Origin of the sequence: Clostridium sp. 1001275B_160808_H3 (assembly GCF_015550425.1) — a bacterium.
Lineage (GTDB): Bacteria > Bacillota > Clostridia > Clostridiales > Clostridiaceae > Clostridium.
Genome location: NZ_JADNAT010000015.1, coordinates 17,778 through 35,487, shown reverse-complemented (window position 1 = coordinate 35,487; position 17,710 = coordinate 17,778). Strand labels below are relative to the sequence as shown.

17 protein-coding genes are annotated in these 17,710 nt (G+C 29.8%); all 17 read left to right on the top strand.

Annotation, left to right across the window (positions count from 1 at the left end; all coding sequences use genetic code 11):
• The first annotated feature begins 111 nt into the window (after window positions 1–111).
• Entirely contained in the window at window positions 112–3,624 is a 3,513-nt protein-coding gene (gene nifJ / locus I2A75_RS12270; RefSeq protein ID WP_195264851.1) for a pyruvate:ferredoxin (flavodoxin) oxidoreductase, read from the top strand.
• A gap of 144 nt (window positions 3,625–3,768) precedes the next feature.
• The gene (locus tag I2A75_RS12265) at window positions 3,769–4,101 is read left to right on the top strand and encodes a DUF1292 domain-containing protein (RefSeq protein WP_195264850.1); all 333 of its coding nucleotides are present in this window, start codon (window positions 3,769–3,771) and stop codon (window positions 4,099–4,101) included.
• Between the two features lie 115 nt (window positions 4,102–4,216).
• Window positions 4,217–5,041 (top strand): PHP domain-containing protein, encoded by an 825-nt coding sequence (locus tag I2A75_RS12260; RefSeq protein WP_195264848.1) that lies wholly within the window; start codon window positions 4,217–4,219, stop codon window positions 5,039–5,041.
• A gap of 16 nt (window positions 5,042–5,057) precedes the next feature.
• Entirely contained in the window at window positions 5,058–6,251 is a 1,194-nt protein-coding gene (locus tag I2A75_RS12255) for a pyridoxal phosphate-dependent aminotransferase (RefSeq protein ID WP_195264846.1), read from the top strand.
• A gap of 171 nt (window positions 6,252–6,422) precedes the next feature.
• Complete coding sequence (locus I2A75_RS12250; RefSeq protein WP_195264844.1) at window positions 6,423–7,061, top strand: HAD-IB family hydrolase; 639 nt, start codon at window positions 6,423–6,425, stop codon at window positions 7,059–7,061.
• Between the two features lie 15 nt (window positions 7,062–7,076).
• Entirely contained in the window at window positions 7,077–7,889 is an 813-nt protein-coding gene (locus I2A75_RS12245) for an aminotransferase class IV (RefSeq protein ID WP_195264842.1), read from the top strand.
• 113 nt (window positions 7,890–8,002) lie between these two features.
• The gene (locus I2A75_RS12240) at window positions 8,003–9,772 is read left to right on the top strand and encodes a flagellar assembly protein A (RefSeq protein ID WP_195264840.1); all 1,770 of its coding nucleotides are present in this window, start codon (window positions 8,003–8,005) and stop codon (window positions 9,770–9,772) included.
• A gap of 17 nt (window positions 9,773–9,789) precedes the next feature.
• Window positions 9,790–10,236: a chemotaxis protein CheW gene (locus I2A75_RS12235; RefSeq protein WP_195264838.1), complete on the top strand. Its 447-nt coding sequence runs from the start codon at window positions 9,790–9,792 to the stop codon at window positions 10,234–10,236.
• Window positions 10,233–10,733, top strand: a complete 501-nt coding sequence (locus I2A75_RS12230) for a chemotaxis protein CheD (protein ID WP_195264836.1) — start codon at window positions 10,233–10,235, stop codon at window positions 10,731–10,733. The genes I2A75_RS12235 and I2A75_RS12230 overlap by 4 nt, the downstream gene beginning before the upstream one ends.
• Before the next feature lie 15 nt (window positions 10,734–10,748).
• Window positions 10,749–11,339 carry a CheB methylesterase domain-containing protein gene (locus I2A75_RS12225; protein WP_195264834.1) on the top strand — a complete coding sequence of 197 codons (591 nt, stop codon included), beginning with the start codon at window positions 10,749–10,751 and terminating at the stop codon, window positions 11,337–11,339.
• Window positions 11,340–11,347: 8 nt separating this feature from the next.
• The gene (locus tag I2A75_RS12220; protein WP_195264832.1) at window positions 11,348–12,112 is read left to right on the top strand and encodes a protein-glutamate O-methyltransferase CheR; all 765 of its coding nucleotides are present in this window, start codon (window positions 11,348–11,350) and stop codon (window positions 12,110–12,112) included.
• Window positions 12,113–12,125: 13 nt separating this feature from the next.
• On the top strand, window positions 12,126–14,162 hold the full coding sequence (locus tag I2A75_RS12215) for a chemotaxis protein CheA (protein WP_195264831.1): 2,037 nt from the start codon (window positions 12,126–12,128) through the stop codon (window positions 14,160–14,162).
• 14 nt (window positions 14,163–14,176) lie between these two features.
• The gene (locus I2A75_RS12210) at window positions 14,177–14,776 is read left to right on the top strand and encodes a chemotaxis protein CheC (protein WP_195264829.1); all 600 of its coding nucleotides are present in this window, start codon (window positions 14,177–14,179) and stop codon (window positions 14,774–14,776) included.
• Window positions 14,777–14,791: 15 nt separating this feature from the next.
• Entirely contained in the window at window positions 14,792–15,151 is a 360-nt protein-coding gene (locus I2A75_RS12205; protein WP_142690943.1) for a response regulator, read from the top strand.
• A gap of 22 nt (window positions 15,152–15,173) precedes the next feature.
• On the top strand, window positions 15,174–15,572 hold the full coding sequence (locus I2A75_RS12200) for a chemotaxis protein CheW (protein WP_195264827.1): 399 nt from the start codon (window positions 15,174–15,176) through the stop codon (window positions 15,570–15,572).
• Window positions 15,573–15,588: 16 nt separating this feature from the next.
• Window positions 15,589–16,584, top strand: a complete 996-nt coding sequence (gene fliM / locus I2A75_RS12195; RefSeq protein ID WP_195264826.1) for a flagellar motor switch protein FliM — start codon at window positions 15,589–15,591, stop codon at window positions 16,582–16,584.
• Window positions 16,577–17,683 carry a flagellar motor switch phosphatase FliY gene (fliY, locus tag I2A75_RS12190; RefSeq protein WP_195264824.1) on the top strand — a complete coding sequence of 369 codons (1,107 nt, stop codon included), beginning with the start codon at window positions 16,577–16,579 and terminating at the stop codon, window positions 17,681–17,683. The genes fliM and fliY overlap by 8 nt, the downstream gene beginning before the upstream one ends.
• Window positions 17,684–17,710 lie beyond the last annotated feature (27 nt).

The following is a 17,710-nucleotide window of genomic DNA, read 5'->3' as shown; positions in this document are numbered from 1 at the left end:
AGCGGTTGAATCTTTTCTTACCAATAATTTATTTCAATTGAATACAGTGTTAAATTTCTGTATTTAGCGTATTTATAAAATTTTATATATAAGGAAGAGAGGTCAAACACGATGAGAAAAATGAAAACTATGGATGGTAATACGGCTGCGGCTCATATATCATATGCGTTCACAGAAGTAGCTGCTATCTTCCCAATTACACCATCATCACCAATGGCTGAGCACGTTGATGAATGGGTAGCACAAGGAAGAAAGAACATATTTGGACAACCTGTTAAGGTTATGGAAATGCAATCAGAAGCAGGAGCAGCTGGTGCAGTTCACGGATCTTTACAAGCTGGTGCATTAACAACAACATATACTGCATCACAAGGGTTATTATTAATGATCCCAAATATGTACAAGATTGCAGGGGAAATGCTTCCAACAGTATTCCATGTATCAGCAAGAGCTTTAGCAACTTCTTCATTAAGTATATTTGGAGACCATCAAGACGTTATGGCTGCAAGACAAACTGGTTTTGCAATGCTTGCAGAAGGATCAGTTCAAGAAGTTATGGATTTAGCTCCAGTAGCTCACTTAACTTCTATCAAAACTAGAATACCATTTATGAACTTCTTTGATGGATTCAGAACTTCACACGAAATTCAAAAAATAGAAGTTTTAGAATATGATGAATTAGCTAAATTAGTTGATTATGATGCTTTAGATGCTTTTAGAAGAAGAGCTTTAAATCCAAATCACCCAGTAACTAGAGGTACTGCACAAAACCCTGATATATACTTCCAAACTAGAGAATCAGTAAATAGATTCTATGAAGATATTCCAGAAGTTGTAGAAAGCTACATGGCTGAAATAACTAAGTTAACAGGAAGAGAATATCACTGCTTCGATTATTATGGAGCTCCAGATGCAGACAGAATAATTGTTACAATGGGTTCATCAACTGACGTTGCTGAAGAAACTGTAGATTACTTAAATGCAAAAGGAGAAAAAGTTGGGGTTGTTAAGGTAAGACTTTACAGACCATTCTCTATAGAAAAATTATTAAAGGTAATACCAGCTACAGTTAAGTCTATAGCTGTTCTAGATAGAACTAAAGAACCAGGTTCAATTGGAGAACCATTATACTTAGACGTTAAGAGTGCATTCTATGGAAGAGAAAATGCTCCAGTTATAGTTGGAGGTAGATATGGATTAGGTTCAAAAGATCCAAACCCATCACATATAGCTGCTGTATATGCTAACTTAGCATCAGAAAATCCAAAAGATGGATTTACAATTGGTATTGTTGATGACGTAACTAATACTTCATTAGAAGAAATTGGTGACATCGATGCTACTCCAGAAGGAACTAAAGCATGTAAATTCTGGGGATTAGGATCAGACGGTACAGTTGGTGCTAATAAGAGTGCTATTAAAATCATTGGAGACCATACAGACATGTATGCTCAAGGATATTTCTCATATGACTCAAAGAAATCTGGTGGTATAACAGTATCACACTTAAGATTTGGTAAGAAACAAATCAAATCACCATATTTAGTTGACAAAGCTGATTTCGTAGCATGTCATAACCAAGCTTACGTTTATAAATATGACGTATTAGAAGGCTTAAAGAAAAATGGTAAATTCTTATTAAACACAATCTGGAGCCCAGAAGAAGTTAATGAAAAATTACCTGCATCAATGAAGAGATATATAGCAGAAAACAACATTGATTTATATACTTTAAATGCTGTTAAGATAGCACAAGAAATTGGTCTTGGTGGAAGAATTAACATGATAATGCAAGCTGCATTCTTTAAGATTGCTAACATCATTCCAGTTGAAGATGCTGTTAAATACTTAAAAGACGCTGTAGTTAAGTCATACGGTAAAAAAGGTGAAAAAGTTGTTAACATGAACTATGCTGCTATAGATAAAGGTGTTGAATCTATAGTTAAGATAGAAGTTCCAGCAGATTGGAAAGATGCTGTTGAAGAAGTTAAGGAAGAAAGAAATGACGTTCCTGCTTTCATCAAGAATATAGTTGAACCAATCAATGCTCAAAAAGGATTTGACCTTCCAGTTTCAGCATTTGATGGAATGGAAGATGGTACATTCATGGCTGGTACTGCTGCATATGAAAAGAGAGGTATAGCTATCAATGTTCCAGAATGGCAACAAGATAAATGTATCCAATGTAACCAATGTGCATATGTATGTCCACATGCTGTTATAAGACCATTCTTATTAAATGAAAATGAAAAAGAAAATGCACCAGAATCATTAAAGATTGTTCCTGCAAAGGCATTAAAGACAGAAGAGCCAACATTCTATACAATTGGAGTTACTCCATTAGATTGTACAGGCTGTGGAAACTGTGCTCAAGTTTGTCCAGCACCTGGTAAGGCATTAATAATGAAACCAATGGATACTCAAGAAGATCAAATCGAAGCTTGGGATTATGCAGTTAAAGAAGTTGCACCTAAGAAGAACCCAATGAACAAGAATACAGTTAAGGGTAGCCAATTTGAACAACCATTATTTGAGTTCTCAGGAGCTTGTGCTGGTTGTGGAGAAACTCCATATGCTAAGCTTGTAACTCAATTATTCGGTGATAGAATGATGATAGCTAATGCTACTGGATGTTCATCAATTTGGGGTGGATCAGTTCCAGCAACTCCATACACAGTAAATAATGAAGGACATGGTCCAGCTTGGGCTAACTCATTATTCGAAGATAATGCTGAATTTGGATTAGGTATGTTCTTAGGAGTTAAGGCTATAAGAGAAAGAATAGCTGATAACATGAAGAAGGCTCTAGAAATAGAAACTTCAGAAGATGTTAAAGCAGTACTTCAAGACTGGTTAGATCATATGAACAGTGGAGAAGGAACTAGAGATAGAGCTGATAGAGTTCTTGCTACTTTAGCAAATGTTGATGCTGACTATGCAAGAGAAATCTTAAAAGATAAGGAATTCCTAGTTAAGAGATCTCAATGGATATTCGGAGGAGACGGATGGGCATATGACATCGGATACGGTGGATTAGACCATGTTCTTGCTTCAGGAGAAGACGTAAATGTTCTTGTATTTGATACAGAAATATACTCAAATACTGGTGGACAATCTTCTAAATCAACTCCAACTGCTGCAATAGCTAAGTTTGCTGCATCAGGAAAGAGAACTAAGAAGAAAGACCTAGGAATGATGGCTATGACATATGGATATGTATATGTAGCTCAAATTTCTATGGGAGCTGACAAGAACCAAACTCTTAAAGCAATAGCAGAAGCTGAAGCTTATGATGGTCCATCATTAATCATTGCTTATGCTCCATGTATAAGCCATGGTATTAAGAGTGGTATGGCTAACAGCCAAGATGAAGCTAAAAAAGCTGTTGAATGCGGATATTGGGGATTATATAGATATAATCCAAGCTTAATTGGAACTAAGAATCCATTCTCATTAGATTCTAAGGAACCAAAGGCTGATTTCAGAGAATTCTTAATGGGTGAAGTAAGATATGCATCACTTGCTAAGGCATTCCCAGAAGCTGCTGAAGCTTTATTTGAAAAGACAGAAAAGGATGCTAAGGAAAGATTAGCAAACTACAAGAGATTAGCAGAACAACAATAATTTTTATAGATGAGGGGCTATAAAGCTCCTCATTTTTTCTTTAATAATATAAAATATAAAAAAAATTAATATTTTTCTTTTAATTTTTACTAATTAAGGGTAGAATTAAATAGAATCATAATCTATTGAAGGAGGATTATTTTAATGGATAACGAAAAGAAATGTGGATGCCACGAAGAAGAAATGGAATGTGGATGTGGTCACGATCACGATCATGAACATCATGAAGGATGCGGATGTGGAGAAGACCATCATGAACACTTTGTTGTAGACTTAGAAGATGATAATGGAAATGTTATATCATGTCCAATTATAGATGCCTTCGAATTTGAAGAAAATGAGTATATTTTAGCTCAAGATCCAAATGAAGATTCAGTTTACTTATTTAGATCAAATGAAGATGGAGAATTAATAATTCCAGAAGAAGAAGAATTTGATAGAGTATCAAAGTTCTATAGTGAAGATTTAGCTGAGTAATAAATAAAAGAAGTGCCAATTTTGGCACTTCTTTTATTTATGTTTACTTTTTAATTGTCATTTTATATTAATAATGATATATTTTTAATATATACTTAAGAAATAAGGTGTTAAAATGAACTATGCAGATTTACATATTCATTCAAGTTATTCAGATGGTAGTATGACACCAGAAGAAATTGTGGATAAAGCAAAAAGTCTAGGTGTGAAAAGTATTTCTATTACAGATCATGATTCGATAGCTTCGCAATATATAGTAGAAAATAAATCCGATGATATAAATATAATATCTGGAATAGAATTAAGCACTGAATATGATGATTTAGAAATTCATATATTAGGATATTTTATTGATATAAAAAATAAAAATTTAAATGAAACAGTAAATAGATTAAATAAAGCTAGAATAGAAAGAATAGAAGAAATTCTTTTTAAATTAAGAAAGAATGATATCCATTTAACTTTAGATGAGCTTGCTATTGATTTAGATTCTACAGTGATAGGAAGAAGTCATGTTGCTAATGCTATGGTGAAAAAAGGATATTTTGATAGTTATAAAGCTGCTTTTACTAACTTTTTAGTTAAAGGAAAGCCTGCATATGTTAAAGGTTTTAAGCTTAATTATAAAGATGCTATACAAGTTATAAATAGCTCGGGAGGAGTTGCAGTTTTGGCTCACCCAGGTCAGATATATAAAGGATTAGCTATAGAAAATATAATTAAAGATTTTAAGTTTTATGGTTTAAGAGGTGTAGAAGTATATCACCCTAGTCATAGTAGAGAACAAACCAATAATTTTTATAATTTATGTAAAAAACATAAATTATTTATAACTGGTGGAAGTGATTATCATGGTAAAGAATGTTATAATGAAAATTTAATAGGAAGCTATGGGATAAATGAAGCTTTACTAAAAAAATTAATAAATTTTAAAAAGTAAATTGGGGGGTATCAAAATGGATTTATCTAAAAAAGCAATGGGAATTAATCCATCAATAACACTAGAAATTACAGCAAAGGCAAAAGAGTTAAAAGAATCAGGGGTGGATGTAGTAAGCTTTGGGGCAGGAGAGCCAGATTTTAATACTCCAGAAAATATAATAGAAGCTGCTATAAAAGCCATGAGAGATGGAAAGACGAAATATACGCCTACAAGTGGTATTTTAGATTTAAGGAAAGCTATTTGTAATAAATTAAAAAAAGATAATGAATTAAATTATGATGCAGATCAGATAGTGGTATCTACAGGAGCTAAGCAAAGTTTGGCAAATACTTTTTTAGCTATATTGAATGAAGGGGATGAAGTGATAATACCAACTCCTTATTGGGTAAGTTATCCAGAACTTGTGAAATTAGCTGGTGGGATTCCTTTATTTATAAATACTACTAAGGAAAATGATTACAAATATACAGTTGATGAGCTTAGAAAATCAATTACAAATAGAACAAAAGCAATATTAGTAAATAGTCCCAATAATCCAACTGGTAGTATATATACAAAGGAAGAATTAACTGAAATTGCAGAATTAGCTAAGGAATATGATTTAATAATAATATCAGATGAAATATATGAAAAGCTGATATACGATAATGCAAATCATATTAGCATAGCAGCTATATCAAAAGATTCTTATGAAAGAACGATAGTAATTAATGGATTATCAAAAGCATATGCAATGACAGGGTGGAGAGTAGGATATTCTGCATCTAGTAAGAAAATTGCTAAGTTAATGAGTAGTGTTCAAAGTCATGTTACGTCAAATGTAAACTCTATATCTCAGTATGCTGCAATTGAAGCTTTAAATGGACCACAAGATAGCATAAAAATAATGATAAAAGAATTTGAAAAAAGAAGAAATTATATGATTGATAGAATTAATAAAATTGATGGGTTATCAATTATAAGACCTAAGGGTGCTTTTTATATAATGGTATGTGTAGAGAGGTATTTTGGTAAAAAAATTAATGATAAGATGATTAATTCATCTCTAGATTTTTCAAAAAGTTTATTAAATGAAGAAAATGTTGCAGTAATACCAGGAATTGCTTTTGGATTAGATAATTATATTAGATTATCTTATGCAACATCTATGGAAATAATAGAAGAAGGATTAAATAGATTAGATAAATATTTGCAAAAATTAGTTTGATAGATTAAAAAATATAAATATTACTACAGTGATCCTGTGGTAATATTTTTTTTATAGAATAATAATAAAGTTAATATTATTTTATATTTAAGTCAATTCAGTTACTAATTTGTTTAATTATAGCAAATTATAGTATATAATTAATAATGAATTAGCTTAGGAGGAATGATAATGGATAAATTAGCAATATTTGATGTAGACTATACTATAACTAAAAAAGAAACTTTAATGCAATTATATAAATATGTTATTAAAAAAGATATAAGAAATATTAAATTTCTTCCAAGAGCTTTATATAGTGGAGTTATGTATTCTATAAAGGTTTATGATGAAAAGAGAGTAAAGGAGAGTTTCCTTAAATTTATAGATGGTATAGATGAAAATGATTTAGCTATATTAGTGAAAGGTTTTTATAGAGATGTTTTAGAGAATATATTATATAAAGATGCTATAAAAATGATGAAAGATTTAAAAAGTCAAGGATATAAGGTATATTTAATATCTGCATCTCCAGAATTTTATTTAAAAGAATTTTACGCTATAAAAGAAGTAGATATGGTGATAGGAACAAAATTTACTATAGATAGTGGTAAGTTTATAAGAAAAATGGAAGGTGAAAACTGTAAGGGGGAGGAAAAAGTAAGAAGGCTTAAAGAAGTACTAGCAAAAGAAAATATCAAAGTTGATTTTAAAAATTCCTATATGTTTTCAGATTCCTTATCAGATAAACCATTATTAGATTTAGTTGGAAATGGTTATTTAATAAATTATAAAAAGAAAAATAATTTTGAAGTATTAAAATGGAAATAAGAGGAGGAGTTACTTATGGAAGCTATTTTAAAATATTATTTAGAAGATGGACATTTAGAAGAGATAAACAATTATACAAGTGATTCAACAGAAAAAAACAGAATCATATATGAAGTTATACGAGTTATAGATAGAGTTCCATTATTCTACGAAGATCATATTAAGAGATTGGAATCATCTTTTAGGCTTATGGGAAAAACATTTTCTTATAAATATGATAAAATAAAAGATTATCTTATAAGGTTAATTGAAGCAAATAATGTAGAGTGTGGAAATATTAAACTTACATTTGATATACAAAGTGATACTATGAAAGTCTTTAGTATTAAGCATAGTTATCCAACCGAAGATATGTATAAAAATGGAGTGGAGACTATACTTTATCATGGAGAAAGAACAAATCCTAATGCTAAGGTAATTGATAGTAATTTTAGACAAAAAGTAAATGATGAAATTAAGAAAGCAAATGTTTTCGAAGCAATACTTGTAAATTCAAATGGATTTATAACAGAAGGAAGTAAGTCAAATATATTTATGATTAAACAAGATACATTATACACTTCTCCATTAGATGATGTTTTACCAGGGGTGACAAGAGGTAGAATTATATCATTAGCTAAAAGCTTAGGTATAAGTTTTGAAGAAAGAAAAATAAATTTTGATCAATTGGAAAGTATTGATGCAATGTTTATATCTGGAACATCACCTAAAATATTACCGATTTCTAAAGTTGATAAAATTAATTTTAATATTGAAAATAAAAAAATGCAAAAATTAATTAAAAGTTTTGATGAAGAGATAAAAATATATGTTAATCAATTTAGATAAAATAAGAGTTTTTTGTATTTTTAAAAGATTTATGTCTATTCAAAAATATTTTAAATTATGGTATTATTAAACTGGTAAATTTATTACCATATATATGCAATGGGGGCTTGGGTATGGAAGAAAATTATAATAAGGTCAATAACATTGATGGAACTGTCTATGTTAAAGATAGAAAAATAGTAATTAGAAATCCAGTTGGAAATGGGAAATATGCAACCATTTTGCCGCCTATAAATGGAGAGTTATATATAAATGGAGAAAAGGTAACCAAGCAATCTATTATAAAAGCGGTAGACATTATAGACTTTAAAGGGTTAAAAGAAAAAGCACAACGTCTTATTGATATAAGATTTAATGATGATAAAACAGAAGCGTATATTTCAATTACATATAATAAGGAATTAGTTTATTATTTGAAAGATTCAAAGGAAAGTAATATCTTATCATTAGATGTAGATGTTGAAGAAGGAATAGATGCACCTATAATAACAGAATCTGAGCTGTTTACTTTATTAAAAGATAAGGGTATATCTTATGGTATAGATAATGAAATTATAAAATATATTGTGTCTAATAGAGAAATTGAAAATAAATTAATAGCACAAGGAATAAAGGAAAAACTTCCTATTGAAGACAAAATAAACGTGTTTTTTAATTCAAATAATAAATTAGAAATAGATGAAAATACAGAAAAAATAGATTATAGGGAGTTTAATTCTATAACAAGTGTTAAAGCTAACGAAGTTTTAGCCGAGATTATAAAGGGAGAGAATGGTGTTGATGGAAAAAATGTTTTTTCACAACGAATACCAGGAAAGGCTAAAAAGAAAAGTAATTTTTCAGCGGGACAAGGATGTAAGATAAAAGATAATTTAATAATTTCAACTATTTCTGGAAAGCCATATTTTAGTAAGAATACTATAGGAGTTGAGCCTATATATGTATTAAATGATGATGTTACAATTTTAAGTGGAAATATTAAATTTCCATCAAGTGTGCAAATAAATGGCAAGGTTACTGAAGGAATGAAAGTTACTGCAGGAGGTAGCCTTGCTATAAAAAATGGAGTATTTGGTGGATTTATTGATGCAAAAGATACATCTGAAATTACTGGAAATATAGTTAACTCTAAAGTTGAAGTTGGAGGAACCAATTTAATTAAAGAAAAGAGAGTTAAAGCATTAAAAGAAATTAAGAATGATTTAGAATCTTTATTAAAAAACTCTATATATCTAAAAGATAATAATTTGATTAAGAGCAATATAACAGATGGAATGATAATTAAATCGCTAATTGAAACTAAATATAAAAATATCCCTAAAACATGCATCAAAATAATTTCAAATGCCATGCAAGATAATTGCTATAACTCTATTGTTGTAGAATTGGCTAAATCAAAACTTATGGGCGCTGGTCCTAGCACTATAAAGGATATTAATGAAATAGAGAATATAATTTATCAAGTTGCTAAGGAATTAGAAGATTTGGAAAAGGATGTTATAACAACATCAGACTTAACAATTGAGTATGCACAAGAATCTGAGATAAGTGTTACAGGAGATATAAATATAATAGGAAAAGGTTTATTTACTAGCCAATTAAATTCATCTGGTAATATTAATTTTTGTCTTAAGTCTTCTGTCTGTAGAGGAGGTCACTTAAAATCAGGAAAATTAATTAAGGCTTCAATAGTAGGAAGTGATTCAGGAGTATTTACGAAATTAGAAGTAGATAAAGATGGAGAAATAAATGTAGATGTTGCATATCATAACACTATTTTTATTATAGGAAATAAAAAATATATCTTAGAAAAGCCGTCTAAAAATGTACATGCATATATAGATAAAGATGGCAGTTTAATTGTGGATAAATTACTTCTATAGGAGGAAAAGAAAAGGGAATGAAGGAGATAAAAATTTTAGTTTTTAAATTAGGTAATGAATTCTATGCTACTGATATAATGGAAGTAGAGAGAATTTTAGGGTATGAGGAACCAACTATTTTGCCTGATTCACCAAGTTTTTTGGATGGTGTTATTAACTATGAAAATGGAGTTTTACCTATTATAAATCTTGCAAATAAATTCAAATTAAAATTAGAAAATAGTTTAGATAAAAAAATAATAGTTGTAAAAAGAAATACAGGGAAATTTGGAATATCAGTAGATAGTGTTAGTGAAGTTCTTAGTATATTTGATGAGGAAATAAATAATCCAGAAAGTCTTTCAACTTTAATTTCAAAGAAATATATAAAAGGATTAATAAAGAAAAACAACAACATAATCATAATGTTAGATTTAGAAAAAATACTAACAGTAGAAGAAGAAGAGAGTATTTTTCAGGGGTGACAAAATTGGAAGAAAAAAAAGAGGTTAGAGTTGGAATAGCCGATGGAGCTATTGTATCTGCCCCAGATAAACTAATAACGATGGGACTTGGATCATGTGTTGGAATAGCCTTATATGATAAAGAAAAGAAAATTGCAGGACTTGTTCACATAATGTTACCAGATAGCACACAATTCAAGAATATATTAAATCCTTTTAAATATGCAGATTTGGGAATTCAAAATTTACTAGAAAAAATGCTATCTCTTGGGTGTAGAAAAGATAATATTGTAGCCAAAATTGCAGGGGGAGCATCAATGTTTAACTTCCCAGATAAGAAAATTATTAGTGATGTAGGAAAAAGAAATAGTACTGCTGTAATTGAATCTATAAGAAATTTATCTATTCCAATAATAGGAGAAGATATAGGAGGAAACAAAGGAAGAACTATGATTTTAGAGAGTGAAGATGGTGCAGTTATAATTAAGAGTATTGGAAATAGTCTAAGAAGACTATAGGAGGTGCATGCACTATTGATACATAATGACATAAATAACAGGCGGGATATAATTTTAATAGGTGCATCAACAGGTGGACCGAAGGCAATAGAAAGAGTAATTACGGAATTAACTAAAGATTTAAATGTATCTGTTTTAGTTGTTCAGCATATGCCAAGTGGGTTTACAAAAGCATTTGCTGAAAGATTAAATAAAAAATGCTCATTACATGTTTTAGAAGCAGAAGATGGAATGAAGATAGAGAAAAACAAAATATATATAGCTCCAGGTGGATTTCATATGATAGTCCAGAAGTCCGGTATTTTAAAGCTTAATACTGATGACGCAATCTGGGGAGTAAGGCCTGCTGTAGATAAATTATTTATATCAGCATCTACTGTATATGCTAGTAGAGTAATATCTGTTGTACTAACAGGAATGGGAAAAGATGGAGCAGAGGGAACTGTAGTTGTAAAAATGAATAAAGGTATAACTATAGCACAAGATGAAGCTAGTTCTGTTATTTATGGGATGCCAAAAGTATCTTATGAAACAGGATGTGTAGATTATGTACTTTCTATAAATAATATTGCAGCAAAGATAAGAAGTTTAGTTAATGCAACTTAGGAGGAGATATGGACTTTACAGAATTTCATAATTGGATATATAGAGAGTTCAATATTAATTTAAACGCATATAAGCAAGAACAATTAAATAGAAGAATTGGAAGCTTGATGTCAAGAATAGATATAAAATCATTAGATGATTACAAGAGGCTTTTACTATCTAATAATAAAGAAAGACAGAGGTTTTTAGATTTTATAACTATAAATGTTACAGAGTTTTTTAGAAATCCAGAACTATTTAAAGAATTAGAAAAAAACTTAAAATCTTATCTTTTAAATAATAATAAATTGAAAATTTGGAGTGCTGCTTGTTCAATAGGGTGTGAGCCATATAGTATTGCAATGATGGTGAATGAGCTAAATCCTATTGGAAGGAATACTATAATTGCAACAGATATAGATAATACTATATTGAATAGAGCAAAGCTTGGAGAATATGTACAAGCTGAGATGAAAAATGTAAGTGAAGATTATATGAAAAAGTATTTCCAATTAGAAAAAGATAAATTTTTAATAAATAATAATATAAAATCCATGGTTATATTTAAAAAGCATGACTTAATTTTAGATAACTATGAAAAAGATTTTGATTTGATAGTATGTAGAAATGTAATAATATATTTTAAAAATGAAGTTAAAAAAGAGATATTTAAAAAATTTTCAAGCTCTTTAAAAAAGGGTGGATTACTATTTGTTGGCGCAACAGAAAGTATTTATAATTATAAAGATTATGGATTAGAGAAAGTTTCTACTTTTATTTATAAAAGAGTATAAAGGGGTGAATAAAATGGACGTATCTCAATATATGGGAATGTTTTTAGAAGAGTCAATGGATAATTTACAAACCTTAAATGAAGCTTTATTAGATTTAGAGCAAGAACCAGAAAATATAGATAAAGTAAATGAAATATTTAGGGTAGCTCATACGATAAAGGGTATGGCTGCAACAATGGGATTTAGCAATATAGCTGAGTTAACTCATAAAATGGAAGACGTGCTATCAAAGTTTAGAGAAGGCAAGTTACAAGTTAGTAGAAATGTTGTTACAGTTTTATTTGATTGTTTAGATACTTTAGAAAGAATGGTTAGAAATATAGAAGAAGGCAATGACGAAGAGATTGAAATAGAAAATATAATGAAGTCTCTAGAAAATGTTGGAAGCAAGGAAGTGTCAATAGCTAAACAAGAGTATATAACAGAAAAATATAATAGTGAACAGGATAGTAAATTAACAAATGAATCTATTAATATAGGTTTAAATGAATATGATTTATCAGTCTTAAAGCAAGCAAAACAAAACGGATTTAATGGAGTTAACGTTAAAATAATATTAAGAGATGATACATTATTAAAATCAGCAAGAGCATTTTTAATTGTTCAAGAACTTGAAGCGCAAGGGGAAATATTAAAATCTTTTCCTTCTACAGAAGATATAGAAAATGAACAGTTTGATACAGAATTGATATTTGTTTTAATTACTACTAGATCAAAAGAAGAAGTTAATGAAATAGTAAGCAATATTTCAGAAGTAAGAAAAGTAGAAACATCTTATGTTTCTATTGAAGATATTTATCAAGATGAAGAAACTACATTAAAAGATGAAATAATAAGTGGAATAGAGAAGATTCATATAAAAGATAATATATCAAGTGATAAAATAGAAAAGCAAGATAAGAAAAAAGATAATAATAAGAGAGCGCATCAATCAGTTAGAGTTGACTTACAAAGAATAGATAAGCTAATGAATATGGTATCAGAACTTGTTATATACAGAACTAGATTAGAACAAATTGTAATTAATGATAAGTCTCAAGAACTAATAGAAACATTAGAGCAAGTTGAGAGAACAACATCAGATTTGCAAGATTTAGTTATGAAGATAAGAATGCTTCCGTTGGAAGTAGTATTTAATAGATTCCCTAGAATGATAAGAGATTTATCTTTAGAACTTAAAAAAGAGATAAATTTCATTATAGAAGGATCAGAAACAGAATTAGATAGAACTGTTATAGACGAAATTGGAGAACCGTTAATACATCTTTTAAGGAATGCAGCCGATCATGGTATAGAAACTAAAGAAGAAAGAATTGCAAATGGCAAAGATCCTGTTGGAAAAATAAAACTAGTTGCTTATCAAGAAGGAACTAAGGCTTTAATAAAAGTTAGTGATGATGGAGCAGGAATTAGTATTGAAAAAGTAAAGGCTAAAGCCGAAAAAATAGGAATAAATACAGAAGGATTAAGTGACAATGACATTAGGAACTTAATATTTGCTCAAGGTTTTAGTACAAATACTGTAGTTACAGATATATCGGGTAGAGGTGTTGGAATGGATGTTGTTAAAACAAAAATTTCCTCACTAGGTGGTACTGTAGATGTTGTTAGTGAAGAGGGAAAAGGGTCAAGTTTTATAATAAAGTTACCTTTAACACTTCAAATAATTCAAGCACTTTTGGTTAAGGTGGGTGATGAAACTCTTGCTATATCATTAGGATTTATTGATAGAGTTATAGATTATAAAGAAGAAAATATTAAAAAGACAAATGGAGAGGAAGTAATAGTTTATAGAGATAGTATTATACCTCTTATAAGATTAAATGAGAGACTTGGAATCGAAAATAAAGAAAGTAAAAAGAAGTTCATTATTATAGTAAAAGTTGGAGAAAAAACAGTAGGATTACTTGTTGATTCATTATTTGGTCAACAGGAAATAGTAATTAAGCCTTTAGGCAAAACTTTAAGATCCTTAAAAGAATATATTGGAGCTACAATACTTGGAAATGGATTAGTAACATTAATTCTTGATGTGGCGGCATTGATTTAGAAGGGAGGATTTTTATGGAATACAAGAATTTAACTTCATTTCAATTGGATGCATTAAGGGAAGTTTCTAATATAGGAGCAGGAAATTCAGCAACAGCTCTATCAATGCTACTTGGAACTAAAATTGATATGTCAGTTCCAAATATGAACTTAATAGAATTCGATGAGTTATTTAATAGTTGCAGAGAAAATGAAGTTGTAGCTGTATTGGTGAAAGTACTTGACGATATTCCCGGAAGTGTCCTTTATATATTTGAAGAAGACGTAGCATTAAATATGATATCAAAAATGACTTATAAAGATGAAAAAACTTTTACTGAGATGGGCATTTCAGTTATAGGGGAGATTGGGAATATAATATCCTCATCTTTTATGAATGCAATTGCAAATTTTACAGGGCTAAAGGCAACTGCCTCAGTACCTGCAGTAGCTAATGATATGCTAAGTGCAATACTTGTTTCAACATTCGTTGAAACAGGGCAACACGAAGAGTATGTTTTAGATATAGAAACATTATTTATGGGAGAAGGAGATAACAAAATAGAAGGACATTTTTATTTTGTTCCAGCTCCAGGATCATTAGAAAAAATTTTAGAATCATTAGGAATAAGATAATTTGGAGGGATTAAAATGACAAAAGTTTTAATAGTGGACGATGCAGCTTTTATGAGAATGATGATAAAGGATATACTACAAAAAAATGGATTTGAAGTAGTAGGGGAAGCTTGTAATGGTATAGAAGCAGTAAATTTATATAAAAAAGAAAATCCGGATGTTGTTACAATGGATATTACTATGCCAGATATGGATGGAATTGAGGCAGTAAAAGAAATAAGATCATTCGATCCAGGAGCAAAGATAATTATGTGTTCAGCTATGGGACAACAATCAATGGTTATGGATGCAATTAAGTCTGGTGCAAAAGACTTTATTGTGAAACCATTCCAAGCAGATAGAGTTTTAGAAGCAATAAGAAAGGTAGTTGGTTAAAACTATTTAGGAGGCAAGTTAAATGCAATTTGTAGTATTTAAATTAGGAGAAGAACATTTTGCAGTAGAGACAGATAAAATATTAAGTATCAATGATATGATGACTATAACAAGGGTGCCTAAGGCTCCAAATTATATAAGAGGTTTAATAAACCTAAGAGGTAGCATAAAATCTTTAGTTGATGTTAATTTATTACTTAATATAGAATCAGAAAAAGAACAAAATAACATAATAATATTAAAGGTTGACGAAGAAGAAATAGGCATATCTGTAGATGAAGTTGAAGAAGTAATAGATATAGATGAAGATAAACTGCAAAGGTTAGAAACGCATAATACTGAAGTTTATATAAAAGGAGTAATTGACTTAGAAGGAAGATTACTAACAATTATAGATATAGAAAAGCTACTAAATTACTAGGAAATGAGGGAGAGAAATGGCAGAGGTTTTAAGTCAGAGCGAAATAGATGCTCTTCTTTCTGCCCTATCTACAGGAGATGTTGAACCAGAACAGCTAAAAGAAAAAGAAGAAAAACATAAAATAAAAAAGTATGACTTCAGAAGTCCTCAGAAGTTTTCTAAGGATCACATTAGGACATTAGAAATGGTTCATGACGCTTTTGCAAGAATAATAAGTAATTACCTTTCAGGTCAACTTAGAAAGCATGTCAAAGTAGATATCCAAAGTGTGGAGCAGATAACATATGAAGAGTTTGTGCACTCTATTCCTAATCCAACTATACTTACTATATTTAAGATGCCACCACTACAAGGAAACATATTACTTGAAATGAATCCACAATTTTCATTCCAAGTATTAGATATACTTTTAGGAGGAACAGGGGATAGGGATGAAAAGGCAAAAGAGTTTTCAGAAATAGATAAAAATATTTTATCAAATATAACTTCAGAAATGATTAAGTCTTTAATCTTAGCTTGGGATGGAATATTAGAAGTGAAGCCGGAATTTGAAGGACTTGAAACTAATCCATCAGCTAATCAAACTTTAGCACCAAATGAGCCTGTTGCTTTGCTTAGCTTTTTAGTTGAGTTAGGTAAAAGTACAACATATATGAACTTATGTATTCCATATCTAAGTATTGAAAAAGTATTAGATAAGCTTGTTGTACAATATTGGTTTAAAACTGATGAATCAGAATTACAAGATGAGGCTAGAGAAAAGCTCAAAAAGGGAATAGATCCTGTAGAAGTGAATATGCATGTTGAACTTGGAAAAACAGAGATAACTGTTGATGATTTTTTAGAGTTAGTTAATGGAGATGTCTTATTATTAAATTCTCAATGCAGTGATCCTGTAAGAGTTTTTGTAGAAAATGAAGAATGTTTTATAGCTAAACCAGGAATTATAGGTAAAAATATGGGGATACAACTTTTAGATATTTTAGATAAGGATGTGATTGAGAATGAGTAATGGGTTTTTGTCTCAAGAAGAAATAGATTCATTGTTAAATGGTGCTACAGATAGTGAAAAACCAGAGTTAATATCAGAAATAGAGAAAGATCTGTTAGGTGAAATAGGGAATATTTCCATGGGATCAGCTTCAACGGCTCTTTATCAACTTATAAATAAGCAAGTAAATATAACAACACCTAAGGTTAGGATTACAACATTAAAAGAAATAAAAAATGGATTTGATTATCCTAATATAATATTAGATGTTGAATATGTTTCTGGGATAACTGGAAGAAACATATTAATAATGCAAACTACAGATGCAGCTGTAATTGCCAATCTTATGATGGGTGGAGATGGACAAGTTAATACTTCTACGTTATCAGAAATCGAAGTTAGTGCAGTTCAGGAAGCTATGAATCAAATGATAGGTTCTGCAGCAACTTCTATGGCGACTATGTTTGCAAGGGAAGTTAATATATCACCTCCTAAATCAAAGATATGGAAGGATATGAATGAAAATATATCAGAAACTATCCCAGAAGATGAACCAATAGTTGAAGTTTGTTTTGATTTAACTATAGAAGGATTACTTCAATCAAATATGATGCAAATATTACCAATAGGTACTGCAAAAAAAATTGTTTCAATAATGATGGGTGAAGATCAAGAAGTTGCAAATGAAATAGATGATAGCTATGAGTCTTCAGATATTTATAAAGAAGAATATAAGATAGAAGAAAAGCCTATTGTTAATACAGTAGAAGAAAAAGTAGCTAAAAATGTAGTAGAAAAGCCAGTAGAAGTTCATGGAGCTACTTTTGAGCCACTGTCACAAGGTCTTGTTGGAGAATCACATAGAAATATTGATTTAATACTGGATGTTCCATTAGAGGTTTCAGTTGTTTTAGGAAGAACTAAGAAGAGCATTAAGGATATATTGGATTTAAGTACAGGATCTTTAATAGAGTTAGATAAACTTGCAGAAGAACCAGTAGAAGTATTAATAAATGGCAAGAAGATAGCTTATGGAGAAGTTGTTGTTGTTGATGAGAACTTTGGAGTTAGAATAACAAGTATCGTAAGTGGAGCTGACAGAATAAGGTCACTTAAATAATACATAGATTTAAATATTTAAGAATTG